Raw genomic sequence first — 13,243 nt, 5'->3', positions numbered from 1 at the left:
GGCGCAATGGGTTCATTTCCGCGGCGAATTCGCTGCGGCCTCATTGAAGCAACGGCTGGGTGTAGTGCCCGCCAGTGGTATCGCCGCCGTGCCGACGTCGGTCAGTCCAGCCACGGCGGCGGGTGCGGTGATCCGGGTCGCCGCGCGCAGGATGGCCAGCACCACGTCCCGGTCGCCGGTGCCCAGCCAGCCGCCGGACGCGGCGACCGGCAGGAAGGGCCGCGCGGGGATGGTGACCTTGCGTCCGCGCCCGGCCCGGCCGCCGAACTGGTGGATGGCGGCGTAGGGGGCGGTGCTCGCCAGCACCACCGAGTGCCGGTCCGCGCGCACGTAGAACTGGCGGGAGAGCGTGCGAGTCTCGCCGATCAGCGGTTTCTTGGCGGCGGCGCGGGCCGCGCCGCGCTTGGAGAGGCTGCCGTCTTTCCTGCGCATGCCGCCGTAGGGCTTGAGGTAAGCGGCGATGGTGGCCGGGGCGTTGGGCTGCCACGGCGTGCCGTCGGGCGCGGTGCTGGTCACGAAGCGCTGCCTGGTGCGGTCCAGCAGCGCATCGCCGATCTGCTGCATCACCGGGGTCATATCGGATACGCGCGCTTGCAGGCGGGCGAGCGCCTGCTGCACGTCGCGGTCGTCGAGGGTGAGGGTGATCATTTGTCACTCCTTGTCGCGCGCGCAGGCGCGGTTTGAGGCAGGGGCAGGGTAGGCTATACTGCAAGCGTCCGCTGCGCTCATCGAGGCGCCGTCTCATACACGGAACGGTCATGGCCGTTGAGCGCGGGGAGCGCGGCGGATGATCCGCATGGACTTGAGCGTGACCATGCGGCGTTTTTTTTGCACCGCGAACGCTGCGACGACACGCTCTCCTTCATCTTCAAACCACTTATCCAGTAGCAACGTCGCGCCGCCATCTTCCACCCAGCGGCGATCTGGCTCCAGGATCACCGACGGGAGTCGGGCATAGTCTGCGGCGGTGACGGCCCTCTGCCCGCGCGCGGATTCCGTTGCCTCGTCGCCATGTTCGGTTCGGACGTGCAGAGGCGCATATTGCCCAACCGTCCAGTCATACAACTCCCGCCGCAAGGCCTCCACGCCGGTCATGCCCGCGATGGCTTCGGCCTCGGCCTGCGTGAGCAGGCCCATGGTGCGATATGGCTCGACCGGCTGCCCGGAGAGCACAGCGCGCGCGTAGCGGGCCACGGCCTCGCCGGTCTCGGGCTGGCTGCGGATGGCCACGGCCAGCGCGTCGCGCTGCGCGGCAGGCAGCTCATGGGGTTGTTTTTCGCTCCGTACAAGCATGCAAAGGTGCGGGTTGCGGTGGTGAATCTGGAGCGGCTGGCGATTGTGACGCACCACATTCGCAAAGGCCTCGAGAGCCAGGCCTATGAAATCCAGCCCATCGTACAACCGAAGTCGGAACGCATCGTCAAGGGGGCGCTATGGCCGTGGTGACTGTGGATGAGCCGTTCGAGGCGGAGGTCGAATTCCTCCTGGATCGGCTGTCGTGGTTCGATTTCGTCGCCGAGGACAACATCCCCGCCTGGGACGACTGGGCCTGGGCGGTGGTGGATCACGAGGTGCTGCTGGCGCGCTCGGCGCTGGAGCTGTTGCGCGATCGGCTGTCCGAGCGTGCGCTGGCGATGATGGCGGCGGCCGACGCGCAGTGGCGCGCGCACCCCAAGGCCTTCGATCACATGTTCCGCCGCGCGATCGACTGGGCGCGACCAGACGACATACTGACGGACTGGGTGCGCGATGAGACCGGTGCAACACCGCCGATACCACCGTCGCACTGGTGGTGGCGGCTGTCCAAGAATTGGTGATGGGGAAAATATCGACGACTTCAATCTGGGCTGCGCGCGCATCCTGGCGCGGTTTTACCAGCGTTTCCCGGAGCCTTGCGTGCTTAAGGAGGCGCTCGACAATGGATCGGACGTGCTGCCCGAAGAGCGTGCGGAACGCCTAGCAAAGCGGCTGAGGGTCTTTACGGCCGCGGCAAAGTTTTTGGCCGACAAGGGCTATATCACGGTGGGGCAGGCCGTCGGGCTGCCGCAGCGGGAGCCTTTCACGGGCGCGCCTTACGGCTAAGGGGGTTGGCTGCGCTTTCGCGCACGCCGGAAGCGCTCAAACCTGCACAAGCCCATCGGCGAGTGGCTCGCCGAGGCCGCGCAGCGGGCATGGCGGCGGCTGGACAGGAAACGGTGCGCGCGCGAGCCGGTGGGCCGCGCCCAGCTCAACAGCCTCATTGAGCGGGCGCTCATGGCCCGCGGGGCAATGAACGAAACGATCGAACCCCCGGCCATGAATCTGCCGGCTGTGGCAGCCTGACAGCCGTCGCCCAACCAGGCGAGTAGCCAGCGATCAAATCAAACCACTACACCGCGTCACGGGACACGATCCGGAGCAGGTGAGAATCGGCGCCGGCATTATCTTTCGCGATATATCGTGCCCCATGAACGGCAAAGAGGTCATCAAGTGGTTACAGCGGGCGAGGTTCCGGGTCGAGCGGGTGCGCGGCAGCCGCCACCTGCTCACCGACGGGCGACGCAAGGTGACCGTGCCGGTGCAGGTACATGGCGCGTCCGACATCAGGATCGGCACGCTCAAGTCCATCGAAAAACAATCCGGAGTGAAACTGACATGACCGACACCGTGCGCTACATGGCGCTGCTGGAGCCGCAACCCGAGGGCGGCTACACCGTGACCTTCCCCGACCTGCCCGAGGCCATCACCGAGGGCGACGACATCGAGCAGGCGCTGTTCAACGCCGCCGAGGTCTTGAGCCTGGTGCTGGAGCAGCGGCTGGCCGATGGCGCCCCAATCCCTAGCCCCACGCAGACCGAAGGCGGCCACTGGGTGGAGCCTTCGGCCAGCGTGCAGGCGGCGGTGCTGCTCGCACGCGCCCGCGCCGGCCACACCATCTCTGAACTGGCCCGCGCGATGGGCACGTCCTGGCCTGCCGCGCAGCGGCTGATGAAGCCGGGCAACCCAACGATCAAGCAACTGGAGCGCGCGGCGGCTGCGCTGGGCAAGCGGCTGGTGCTCTCGCTGGAGTGAGCCATGCGCGGGGCGCTGCAGGCCGCAGTCGCCGCGATTTAGAAGAGCGTGAGGCGCACTGATTCACCTTCGACCGCGATACTGGCAGCCTCTTGCGCCTGGTGATGGCAGCCCAGAGGGACAACCCGTGCCGCCCTGCCGCTTCATCCTGCACCAGCCGCCGCTGGCCGCCGGCATCCCGCTGCTGGGCGGGGTGGCGCGAAGCGCGCTGTGGGCCTGGTGTTCAAGAGCTACGCCCTGCGCGACTGGGCGCGCTTTGGCGAACTCTTCGGCCAGCCCATCCGCGTGGGCAAGTACCACCAGGGCGCATCGCCCGAGGATGTGGCCGTGCTCAAGCAGGCCGCCTTCAGCCTGGGGTCGGACGCTGCCGCCGTGATCCCGCAGGAGATGGTGCTGGAGCTGGTGGAGTCCGGAGCCAAGAGCGCCTCCACCAAGCTGTACCACAAGCTCATCGACTACCTGGACCGGCAGGCGAGCAAGGCCGTGCTGGGCCAGACCATGACCACGGACGACGGCTCCAGCCTGGCGCAGGCCCGCGTGCACGCCGAGGTGCGCGCCGACATCCTGCGCGCCGCCACCACATGCGCATGCTGGCCGAGACCAGCACCCGCAGGAAATCTGGGAGCAATGGGAGTGGATCGCCGCGCGCGAATGGATGGGCGCGCGCGAGGCGATGGCGCTGCGCCGCCGCTACATCGCGCTGTGGGATGTGGGCGGCGACGAGCGCCCGGCACTGTCGGTGTTCGAGTTCAGTCCAAAGCGCTGGTGGACAGGAGTGACGACGTTCGTGCCAAGAGACAGGGAAACCATGACGGCGCTCGAATACATCGAGCAGCAGCGATCCGGCAGGCGCAGGTGGCCAAAATGAAAACGCCACGGCGCGGCGTCACCGTGGCGTACCCGGCAGTCCTTGGGGGCGCTCGCCGCGCAGTGGCTGCCGATGGCTGTCGGCAGTATAGCCTACCGCGCCCCTGCCTCAAACCGCGCCTGTGCGCGCGGCGGCCCTGTTGCCCGCAAAGCGGTGACTCTAGACTGGGCACACCATAAGCGACGTCCGCCTGACTTACGACGGCCCCGAGGCGCACACCATGGACGTTGCCCGCCAAGCCGCCGACCACGCCCGCGCCCCGGAAGACGAGATAGAACGACTCGCCAGCCGCTGCATGGCCGCCAGCTGGTGCGAGATCGAGTCCATACCCTCGCCCAGGTACTAACGCATATTGCGCCCGGCGTCCGACAGGCGGTCGAATTCGCGGCGCAGCCCGACCACCGAGGAGGCGATCTGCGCGATGTTCTGCAAGACGCTGTCCTGCTGTAGTTTCAACTTGATTGAGACTTCGAGGTTCGATGTCATGGATCGATCCAACCTCCGTCAGCTCTTCGGCAGCCTGTTCTGGCTGATGGCCATCTTTGCCGCGCTGGGCCAAACCTGGGCCGTGTGGCCGATGACCATCGCAGGACTCGGCTGGCTCGTCCTGTGGCTCGCGCTGCCCGGGGCGGCGCTCGGCGCGTTGCTCGCTGTCATCGCGGCCGTCACCGGTCGCTGATCGCCGTTATCCACACTTTCCACCTCTTCTGCTGCCATTGCACCAGCGCGCGATACCGCCACATGATCGCCTCGAACGACAGATCGATGGCGCCCTCGGCCAACTGCGCAGCCCGGAGATGGACTTGTCGATGCCCGAAAGCGTAAAAGCGGTTAAGTCGTTGTGCTCGATGTGGCGCAACGCTTCGGCAATGCGATCCGCACCTTGCGTCACACCCTGCATCTCGGCACGCACCTGCTGCGTGCCCTGTGTATAACTTCTTCATAAACCTTTGGCACTTCTTCGGACGGCAGGACGTGCCATGCGGGTGCACTTGGCTGGCGCATCCAGGATTTTTGCCGTGTAGCCGTCTTGGGTCATCGTATCGCCTCGCCCTCGGCCGCCTTATCGGCCGCACCCCGACAAGATGCGCGCAAGCCCCGCGCGCATCGACATGGCCTGGGCCAGCTGGGTGGAGATCGACTTTAGCGCCGTGCGTGTGGTCGAGAACGCCCTGCTGTCGACGTCGGCGGCACGCTTCATGTCCGCGGCAAACGCGCGCAGCTGCTCGCGCGACAGGCCTGCGGCGCGCTGCACGCCCACCATGGCAGACTCGAAGGCAGCCGCGTTGCGCACGCCGAGCCCAAACGCCGCCACGCCAGCGGCCATCCCGGCCAGCCCGGTCTTGACCTTGTCCAGGGCATCGGCCCAGCCGTTGGTCTGGCTTTTAAGCTCGACCAGCTTGCTTTGCAGATGCGCGAACGCCTGTGCTTTCTCGCCAATGGAAGCGCTCGATGCGGCGACGCGATTGAACGCCGCGCGCACCTGATCCATCTCGCGCTGGATGTCGCGCCACGGGCGCACGTCGAGGAGGGTGCGCGCGTAGTCGATGCGGGCCGAATCACGCAATTTTCCGAGCTTGCCGATGGCCTGCTCGATCTCGCGGCCCGCGGCCTTGAGCGCCTCGACCCTGAGCGGATCGCCAGCCGCCTGCGCGGCTTTGACCGCCGCGCCGATTTCGGCGAGCTTGCCCTTGAGTTCCGTGCTGATGCGGGCAATGTCGCCAAAGCGCGCATTGACGGTTTCCGCGCCGTCGAGTTTGACTCTGATCGACAGATTCGTTATTGCTTCAGCCATGCTTGGAACACGTCATACATTCATTGTCTGGCACGCCATCGGGCCGACGCTGGCCGTGCTGTTCGGCGCTGGCGTGGTCATCGGCCTGCTGTTTCCATCGCTCGCCGGTCTGGCAGGATGGTTGATGCTGGGGCCGATCCTGCTGGTCGGCGGCGCGCTGGTGTTTGCCGTGGTCACCAACGTCATCGGGCGTCTCATACGCTGACCGTCTTAACCCACGCCTTCCACCCCTTCTCGTCGGCCTGCGCCGCGCGCCGCCTTCTGGGTCAGCCTGAGGGCATCGCGTGCGCCGAGCGCAACCGCTTTCCCACGGTCATGGCTCAGCGCCCCGGCGGTCCACCGTCTTTTTCCCCTGCCCGGCCGCAAGGCCCAGCGGGCTCGACCTCGCGGCTCTGGTGCTGCGTGCGCTGTTCGGGCTGCTTTCAGCCTGCTCATGGGTCGCTGAGGCGGCGCGTCTGTCTCCCCGTCGCGCGGGCTGGTCTGGGGTAGATGTGCACCTCCCCACCCGCAAGGAATCGCGTGGCACCGTGGTCACGCCGGTCGCGGGAAGAATGAGGCAGACACCGTGCAATGCACGGGTGCCGATGCGGATCACCGCAGGTCGTCGGCCTCGATCATCGACAGGATGCGCCGCACGTCCTTTAGAATCGCAGTCCTTCGTCGTCGGGGTGTTCCACGAGCCTTTGTTCGAGGCGGCGCTCCCACTCGCGCGCCGCGGGGCATGCGCCTGCGGTGTGGGTCCGTGATCGACCAGCGTCCCGCTCACGGCAAACCTCGCCGCGCTGGCCGCCCATGATGGCGCAGCCCCGAGAGGCCGGCCTGATCAAGCCGGAATTGCTCGGCAAGGTGGTGCAGAACCGGCAGGGCCTCTGCCAGAGGATTGGGTCGGCGGACAGCGCGGCGACCGATGCCGGTTGTATGCCGTCAGTCGAGCAGCGGCAGTTCGAGAGCACCGGCCACGGTGACCGTAAACGGTATCCGGGAAGCCGACGAGAAGTACTGCCCGTGGCTGGTGTACAGCGCAAGGCCGACGGTATCGCCTGCCGCCAGCCGGGTCGCGATGACGGGGAGCAGCAGCTCGCGCGCGCCCACACCGCGCAACGGCCGCAGTTGATCGTCGATCAGCTCGAAGGCGCCGCCGGCGCGCTGCACGCCGATGCCGACAAAGAGGATGGGATCGACCGCCGGCACCGTCGCGGTGATCGATAACGAAAGGCGCGGCAGCCCGGCGAGATGCTGTGGCCGGTCGATCGTGGCCAAGGGGACGAACTGGGCGTCTTCGTTGTAGAGCGTGCCGGGCGTCCACACCACCGGCGTTGCGGGTATCTCGAAACGCAGGCCGCCGATCGGCATCTGTGCCGGGAAAACGGCTTCGGTGTCGGTCACCGGCAGGCAGAGGCCGGGAATGTGCGCCGCGGCGCCAGGGATGCCGCGCAGCTTCTCGTCATACCAGGCGACGACCGCTTCGAATGGATCAAGCGGCCCGCACAAGCTCGTGGTCGGGTTGCTCTGGACGCCCTGCTGCGTGAACAGGTGCCCGTTGGGGACGTAGATCAGGCGCACGTCGGCGCCCTGCGCACGCAGACACTCGGCGTTCTGCCAGCCTTCAAGGCCATCGAAGAGTGTATCGCGCGTCCCCTGGACGATGAGGGCATCGACCTTCGGCCCTGCGCCCTGTTCGCAGAATTCGATCGGCGAGTGGTGCTTGAGTGTGTCGAGCACGTCCTGGGGTGGCGTGTTGGTCGCCAGCGTCTGGGTATAGGCGCGCGGGATGAACGGATCGACGCGCGCGAGCAAAAGCCCCGCCAGGTTGAGCAATGTGACGTGCCCGCTGCGCATGACCGTGTCCGGGGCGAGCGAGTAGCGCAGGTCGTGCCAGGTCACCCACGGGGCAATGGCCTTGATGCGCGGATCGCGATGCGCGAGCGGAATCTGGAAGCCGCCGCCATAAGAACCGCCGACGGCGCCGACCTTGGCGCGTCCCTGTTCGAGCGCGATTGGCAGGTTCACCTCCGCCCAGTCGATCACCACCGAGTAGTCGCGGATTTCTTTATCCGGGTCCATGATCCGCGCCTGTCCGCCGGAATCGCCCCAGCCGCGGTTGTCCAGGGAGATCACCACGTAGCCGGCCCGCCACATCCGCGTGACCATGCCGTGGTGCATGTCGCCGTAGAAATTGTTGGGATCGTAGGTGAGTTCGGTCGGCTGCTTAGTGCGGGTATCGCCCCAGCCGTTGCTGTGCAGAATCAAGGGCGCGCGCTCACCTTCGGCAAGCGGCGGCACAAAGACCGTGGTCGCGATCGGCGTGCCGTCGAACGAGGGAATCACCTGGGTGAAATACCGCGCCTCGGCGCGTGGCACGGAATCGCCAGGGGGATTGGAGTTGCCGCAGCCAGCCAACAGGATGGCCGCACCGGCGGCAAGACAACGAATGATCGAGATACGCATCGGCAGGCACATGGCGCAGCGGAATTTCAGACGGATCGACAGAGTCGGCGGCGGCGCGCGATCCCGGCAAGCAACGCCAGCACGCCCAGGGTCAGCGGCATCAGCGCACCGCCAGAGGCCGGCGAACCGTCGCCGGGGCGCGGGGCATCTGCGGTCTGTGGCCAGGCAGCGAGCATGCCCTGGATGGCGAATGCATGCGCCCAGGAATGCGGTGCGCCATAAGATTGCGGGTAGAGCCGATCCAGGGTGGTGACCTCGCCGATGAGCGCCGTCTCCGGCGCGGCATGTTGCGCGAGCCAGCGCAGGATGATGCGCGCGCGGGCGCGGCCATCGGCGAGCAGACCCTGATCCTCAAGACCCGACAGCGAGGTCGCAAACCAGCCGAGTCCGGTGTTGTACGGCTCGGTGAGCAACCGGCCGCCGGGCTCGCCCTCCCACATCAGGCTCCAGAAGTAATCCATGTGCTGAGCGGTTTTGTGCGCATCGGCATGCGGCGGCGCGAACAGCCGTCCCGGCCAGATGAGATTGCTGTGATCCCACATGATGGGGTCGTACGACGGGTCGGCGGTGAGCGGGTATTCACCACCCAGCAGCGGCGTGGTCAGCCAGGCGAAGTAACCTGGATCCGGACGCCAGTAGTTGGGCGCGAGAGAGGCTTCGATGTCATCGGCGCGCTGCGCCCAGCCGGGGGCCGGCGTCTCACCCAGGACTGTGGCGAGCGCTCCTGCCGCGCGCAGCCCCATGATCACGGCCACGTCGCCGGCAATGGTCTGCCCGGGCAGGAAGCGGTCTTCTTCGTTGCTGGCCAGATGCCCGCCATTGCCCGGATCGCGCCACGCGGCGAGAAAATCCGCAGCCTTGCGCACGGACGGCCAGATCGCCTGCAAAAACGCACGGTCCTGCGTCCGCGCATAGTGCTGCTGCGCGCTCCAGACGAACCATCCGGCACCATCGACCTGCCCGCCGAAATAGGTGAGCGGCAAACCCTCATTGAACGGCCAGGGTGCGCCGTTGTTGTACGACGCGCCGCCAAAGCCGCCGTCCGGCCTTTGCAGGGCGGCGGTACCGAGCAAGGCGCGCTGCGCCTCTTGCCGATAGCCGAGCTCGCCGAGGATGTAGGCGGTGACTGCGGTGTCGCGCGGCCAGGAAGCACCATACGGCGGCTGGCGGAAGGCGCCGGCCGACAGCAGGCCGGTTCCGCGGTCCAGGTTCATGCCGAGCACGAGCAGGCCGCGCCAGAACAGCCGTTCCAAGCGCTCGGCATCCGCCGGCGCCTCTGCCGCCAGCGCGGGGCGGCGCGCGGCGCGCTCGGTAAACGTCCACCAGTGCGCATCCACCGTCGCGCGCAACTCGGCGAGTGCCGTCCCCCGCACGGCACGCAGCGCATCGCGCGCGGCCGCCGCGGTGGACCCTGCAGCGGCATAGACGGTCACCTCGGCGCTACCACCGGCGGGCAGCGCCAGCGGCCATTGCTGGGCCGCGTTCGCAGGGCCGATCACTTGCGTCACCGGCAGCCAGCGATTGCCCGTGGCCGCGGTATAAGCATCCGGTGCATTCGCAGGCAGCGTGCCGGTGGCGAGCGGCAGGCCATTGACCGTGACCGCGACACCATCGGACAACGCGCTGGTGTCGAGCCCGGCCATGCGCTGCGCCGGTTGCGGCTGCGCATCCCAGATGAACGCAACCGGTACACCCAGGGCACCGTGCTCGATGCCATTGGCGGTGACCGTCACCTGCTCCAGGGGCGCGTCGATGACGGTATCGCTGATCGTGCTCGTGGTCAGCGGCAAGGCCAGATCGGTGGGCGTCAGGTTCTCGTAATGCACCAGGGCGAGGTTGCGCGCACGGCCGCTCGTATCGGTGATCCGCAGATGCTGCACGAGCACGTCGTGGCGGGGATCGACGAACGACTCGATCGTGACCGCCGCATCGAGCTCGGGGATCGAAACCTCCTGCAGCAGCCGCAGGCTGCGCGCGCCGGCATAACGGGTGCGCTGCACGAACCGGGCATCGTCGAGCCAGACGAAGCGCTCCCCGTCACGGATGCCATAGCGCACGCCGCTCGCGGCGCCGCGGCCGCGGTCGGGCGCCTGCGGCTGGGTCTCGTACCCGAAGGCTCCGCCGTTGTGGTCGTACAGAATCGGGCTCGGCCAGAACACACCGATCAGACGTGCCCCTTCGGCGAGGGTGACGGTCAGCCCGCCGTTGCCGACCTGCCCGCGGATCGGCGAATACGTCCAGTAGATCAGACCCAGAGCATCGGGAATGCCGGCGACACAACCCTCGCCGGCGGCAAACGGCCCCAGATGCGCACCGGCGGCGTACAGGCGGATCGCCAGCGAACCCGTGCAGGCCGCATCCTCGGCACGCACCGCGGACCACGGTGCACCCGAAAGCAGCACGGCCAGCATCAGCGCCGGACCCATCCGCCGCAGGAGCGCATGGACAGCCCCGATCATCGCTCGGGTCCGCGTGAGCGCGGGTCGGCACACATGCCCTACGAAGGTCATGGCTCCTCTCACTCGCGCAGCGTGTACTGCGCAATCTTCTGCGCCTCGATCTCTTCCGGCGTGAACGGGAATTTGTGCCAGCGCTTGCCGGCGTATTCCCGGGTGAAGTCGGCGTAGTGCGGGCTGGCCGGGTCGGTGGACTGGGAATAGGTGACGAAGCCCTCGGCGTGGACTTTGCCGTCGCGCCAGGTGACGGCCTGAATGTAGCTGTTGCCGTAGGTGATCTCGTAGCCGCTCTCGCCGAGGGGACCCGACGGTGAAACGATTGTGAACGCGCCTTCGGTGCCGGTGCCGCCGAAGACCGGGATGTACTCGTCATGGATGCCGGAGTGCTGAACCTCGCCGAGCGGAGCGTCGAGTGCAAAGCCGGCGGCCTCGACGGCGGTCACGGCATCGGCGAGCGCCGCCTGCACGGTCGGCAGCAGCGTATTGAGGTCGCGCGGGGTATTGACCGGATCGTCCGCGGAGAACGGGGTGTTCCAGATCGCTGGTGCGAGCGGGTTGACTGGAAGGCCACCGGGAGCGCCGATCGCGCGCCGCCAGAATTCGCGCCACAGGTGGGCGCCCTTGGAATCGAGGTTGGCGCGACCGTCCCAGGCGGCGAGCACGGCGCAGGCGGGGCCGATGTCCACCGGTCCGGTCGTGCCGATGGCAAACCCCAGCGGGCAAATCGTGTCGAGCACGGTCTGGCGCGCAAGCTCCACCGACAGCAGGTCGCTGGCGAGAACGATGTCCTTGAGCTGCTCGAAGGTGAACTTGCGACCCTCACGGCCGTCGGTGCCGGCGATGCGGCGGTCGGCCTGCAGCAGGCACAGGCGCGTGCGCAGCGAGCGCGGTGTCTCTTCTTCACCGATGATGCGGTTGTATCCGGTGATGCGCTCGTGACTGTTGACCAGCCAGTAGCTGTCGTTGCAGTTGGTGACGTAATCGTCGCGCTCCAGACTCGGCAGGTTGGACGGGCCGAAGATGCCCGGAGCCGGCGCGTCGGCGTCGGTGCCCCATTCGCAGGCGCTGTTCGAGCCGTCGAGCAGCGGCACGCCGGGAACGAGCTGGTCGAACACGCTCGCCAGCGGCTGGGCATCGCAGGTCGTGCGCTGCTCATCGGTGACGTTGGGGACGACGGTGATGTCGGCGTAATACGCGCGCTCGCCCGGCCCCGATGCGACGGTATTGACCCAGGGAATGCCGAGAATGCTCTTCTGCAGCGCCTTGAACTCGGTGAGCGATTTCGCCTGGTTCCATTTGGCGAACTGGTTGAGCAGTCGGTCGTTCTCGGCGTTGACGTCGCGGATCGTAAAGCCGACGAGGTTGGTCCACGGCAAGACGTTGACCGGCCCGATGCCCGGCGCATTGATCTTGAGCCCCACCATCGGCCCGTAGTGGGTGCGGTAGAGCGTGCGCTCGACGGTTTGCAGGCTGCCGTCGTCTTGCTTGACCTGGATCGACAGCGGCACCGGCTGCATGTCGCGGAATTCGCCGTCGTAGAGATACTGCGTCGGGTTCTGCGGGTTGAGCGTGAGCTGGTAGAGCGTGAAGCGGTAAGCGGTGGAAACGGTGTGGCTCCACGCGAGATGATCGTTGAAGCCGATGAGAATCGCCGGCACGCCGTAGAGCGATGCGCCCATGATGTCGAGCTTGCCGGGAATCGTCGCATGCGCGATGTACAGGCGCTCGCTGCCCTCCCAGGGGAAGTGCGGGTTGCCGAAGACCATGGATTCGCCGGTCGCCGAGCCTTGCGGGCCGATCGCATACATGTTGCTGCCGAACGGCCGGTCCTGACGGAAGAAAGCGAGCGGACCGAGGTCGTGGGCGAGCGCGGCGCGCAGTTCGTCCGCACCGAGCACCGGACCGACGGGATTGGTCGGCGACGGTGGCTGCGCAGAGCCGATGCCGTCGGCGAAGACGGAGGTGCCGGCGAGCACCGCCAGGCGGAAGTAGCGCCGGTACATGTCGTCCTCTCGGATCGGTTGCAGATATTCGGCGTCGCGGCAGGCGGCATGCCGATTCGGATGTCCGCCGGCGCGGATTTCACGGATATAGCGGTTGAAGCCGGCGACGAAGCCGCGCGTGGCGTCACGGATCTCGGGCACGCTCGCAGCCTTCAGGCGCGCGATCGCCTCGTCGTTGGCCATCAGCTTCCAGAAGAAATCGCTGGTGACGTTATCGGTCACCGAATCGTTGGCCGGGATCGTGTAGGTGCCATTGGGGCCGAGATAGCGGGCGCGCTCGCCGCGGATCGTCAGCAGATCGTCGTAGAGCACGCAGAGATTGTCCTCGGCAAATGCATAGCCGTAGCCATAGCCGATGCCGGCGAAGTCGTTGGCACGGATGTGCGGAATGCCCAGCGCCGTGCGTGTGACGGTGGCGCTGTAACCGGTAGTGCCGGCGCCCACCGGCGTCGATGATCCATTGCAGGCCGAAAACAGCAGGCTAAGTCCTGCGAGCGACACGAAACTCCAGGTGCGCACGGTTTCTCCCCCGATCGATCCAACGGCTGTCGGCGTAAAGACTATAGCGCTGCGCAGCCGTGCCGGGACGCCTCACACACCCCTACAGAGCGGATTTACTATT

14 protein-coding genes are annotated in these 13,243 nt (G+C 67.1%); 7 read left to right on the top strand and 7 right to left on the bottom strand.

What is annotated here, in order from left to right; translation table 11 throughout:
* Positions 1 to 12: 12 nt before the first annotated feature.
* Positions 13 to 648: a phage virion morphogenesis protein gene (locus tag BMZ48_RS01635; protein ID WP_091530643.1), complete on the bottom strand. Its 636-nt coding sequence runs from the start codon at positions 646 to 648 to the stop codon at positions 13 to 15.
* 108 nt (positions 649 to 756) lie between these two features.
* Complete coding sequence (locus BMZ48_RS01630) at positions 757 to 1,401, bottom strand: PBECR3 domain-containing polyvalent protein (RefSeq protein ID WP_143383595.1); 645 nt, start codon at positions 1,399 to 1,401, stop codon at positions 757 to 759.
* A 32-nt stretch (positions 1,402 to 1,433) separates the two neighbouring features.
* On the opposite strand from BMZ48_RS01630, the gene BMZ48_RS01625 reads away from it, so the two are divergent.
* From BMZ48_RS01625 to BMZ48_RS13410, 5 genes are all read left to right on the top strand, one after another.
* The gene (locus tag BMZ48_RS01625) at positions 1,434 to 1,817 is read left to right on the top strand and encodes a hypothetical protein (RefSeq protein ID WP_091530637.1); all 384 of its coding nucleotides are present in this window, start codon (positions 1,434 to 1,436) and stop codon (positions 1,815 to 1,817) included.
* A complete protein-coding gene (locus BMZ48_RS12955; RefSeq protein ID WP_159431043.1) occupies positions 1,750 to 2,082 on the top strand; it encodes a hypothetical protein in 333 nt (110 codons plus the stop codon). The genes BMZ48_RS01625 and BMZ48_RS12955 overlap by 68 nt, the downstream gene beginning before the upstream one ends.
* Positions 2,083 to 2,446: 364 nt before the next feature.
* Positions 2,447 to 2,638 (top strand): type II toxin-antitoxin system HicA family toxin, encoded by a 192-nt coding sequence (locus BMZ48_RS01615; RefSeq protein WP_091530630.1) that lies wholly within the window; start codon positions 2,447 to 2,449, stop codon positions 2,636 to 2,638.
* Positions 2,635 to 3,051 carry a type II toxin-antitoxin system HicB family antitoxin gene (locus BMZ48_RS01610; RefSeq protein WP_091530627.1) on the top strand — a complete coding sequence of 139 codons (417 nt, stop codon included), beginning with the start codon at positions 2,635 to 2,637 and terminating at the stop codon, positions 3,049 to 3,051. Before BMZ48_RS01615 ends, BMZ48_RS01610 begins: the two co-directional genes overlap by 4 nt.
* A 135-nt stretch (positions 3,052 to 3,186) precedes the next feature.
* A complete protein-coding gene (locus tag BMZ48_RS13410) occupies positions 3,187 to 4,098 on the top strand; it encodes a phage portal protein family protein (RefSeq protein ID WP_091530624.1) in 912 nt (303 codons plus the stop codon).
* A 163-nt stretch (positions 4,099 to 4,261) separates the two neighbouring features.
* Here BMZ48_RS13410 and BMZ48_RS12950 read toward each other — a convergent pair whose 3' ends face one another.
* Positions 4,262 to 4,405, bottom strand: a complete 144-nt coding sequence (locus BMZ48_RS12950) for a hypothetical protein (protein ID WP_159431041.1) — start codon at positions 4,403 to 4,405, stop codon at positions 4,262 to 4,264.
* Between BMZ48_RS12950 and BMZ48_RS01600 the strand changes: the two genes are divergently transcribed.
* A complete protein-coding gene (locus tag BMZ48_RS01600) occupies positions 4,404 to 4,598 on the top strand; it encodes a hypothetical protein (RefSeq protein WP_091530620.1) in 195 nt (64 codons plus the stop codon). The genes BMZ48_RS12950 and BMZ48_RS01600 overlap by 2 nt on opposite strands.
* Before the next feature lie 384 nt (positions 4,599 to 4,982).
* Here BMZ48_RS01600 and BMZ48_RS01595 read toward each other — a convergent pair whose 3' ends face one another.
* The gene (locus BMZ48_RS01595; protein WP_091530616.1) at positions 4,983 to 5,714 is read right to left on the bottom strand and encodes a hypothetical protein; all 732 of its coding nucleotides are present in this window, start codon (positions 5,712 to 5,714) and stop codon (positions 4,983 to 4,985) included.
* On the opposite strand from BMZ48_RS01595, the gene BMZ48_RS01590 reads away from it, so the two are divergent.
* Positions 5,713 to 5,919 carry a hypothetical protein gene (locus tag BMZ48_RS01590; protein WP_091530612.1) on the top strand — a complete coding sequence of 69 codons (207 nt, stop codon included), beginning with the start codon at positions 5,713 to 5,715 and terminating at the stop codon, positions 5,917 to 5,919. The two genes, BMZ48_RS01595 and BMZ48_RS01590, sit on opposite strands and share 2 nt — an antisense overlap.
* A gap of 719 nt (positions 5,920 to 6,638) precedes the next feature.
* Here the strand turns inward: BMZ48_RS01590 and BMZ48_RS01585 are convergent.
* The 3 genes from BMZ48_RS01585 to BMZ48_RS01575 are packed head-to-tail and all read right to left on the bottom strand — an operon-like array spanning position 6,639 to position 13,140.
* Positions 6,639 to 8,162 carry an alpha/beta hydrolase family protein gene (locus BMZ48_RS01585; protein ID WP_159431040.1) on the bottom strand — a complete coding sequence of 508 codons (1,524 nt, stop codon included), beginning with the start codon at positions 8,160 to 8,162 and terminating at the stop codon, positions 6,639 to 6,641.
* A gap of 26 nt (positions 8,163 to 8,188) precedes the next feature.
* Positions 8,189 to 10,621, bottom strand: coding sequence for a glucosidase family protein (locus BMZ48_RS01580; RefSeq protein WP_091530606.1), 2,433 nt, complete (start codon positions 10,619 to 10,621; stop codon positions 8,189 to 8,191).
* A gap of 59 nt (positions 10,622 to 10,680) precedes the next feature.
* Positions 10,681 to 13,140, bottom strand: coding sequence for a penicillin acylase family protein (locus BMZ48_RS01575; RefSeq protein ID WP_159431039.1), 2,460 nt, complete (start codon positions 13,138 to 13,140; stop codon positions 10,681 to 10,683).
* Positions 13,141 to 13,243: the final 103 nt, after the last annotated feature.

The sequence above is a fragment of the Fontimonas thermophila genome, assembly GCF_900113085.1.
In the GTDB taxonomy this organism is placed as follows: domain Bacteria; phylum Pseudomonadota; class Gammaproteobacteria; order Nevskiales; family Nevskiaceae; genus Solimonas; species Solimonas thermophila.
Note: the sequence above shows the minus strand (reverse complement) of the source record. Positions and strands in the feature narration are given on the sequence as shown.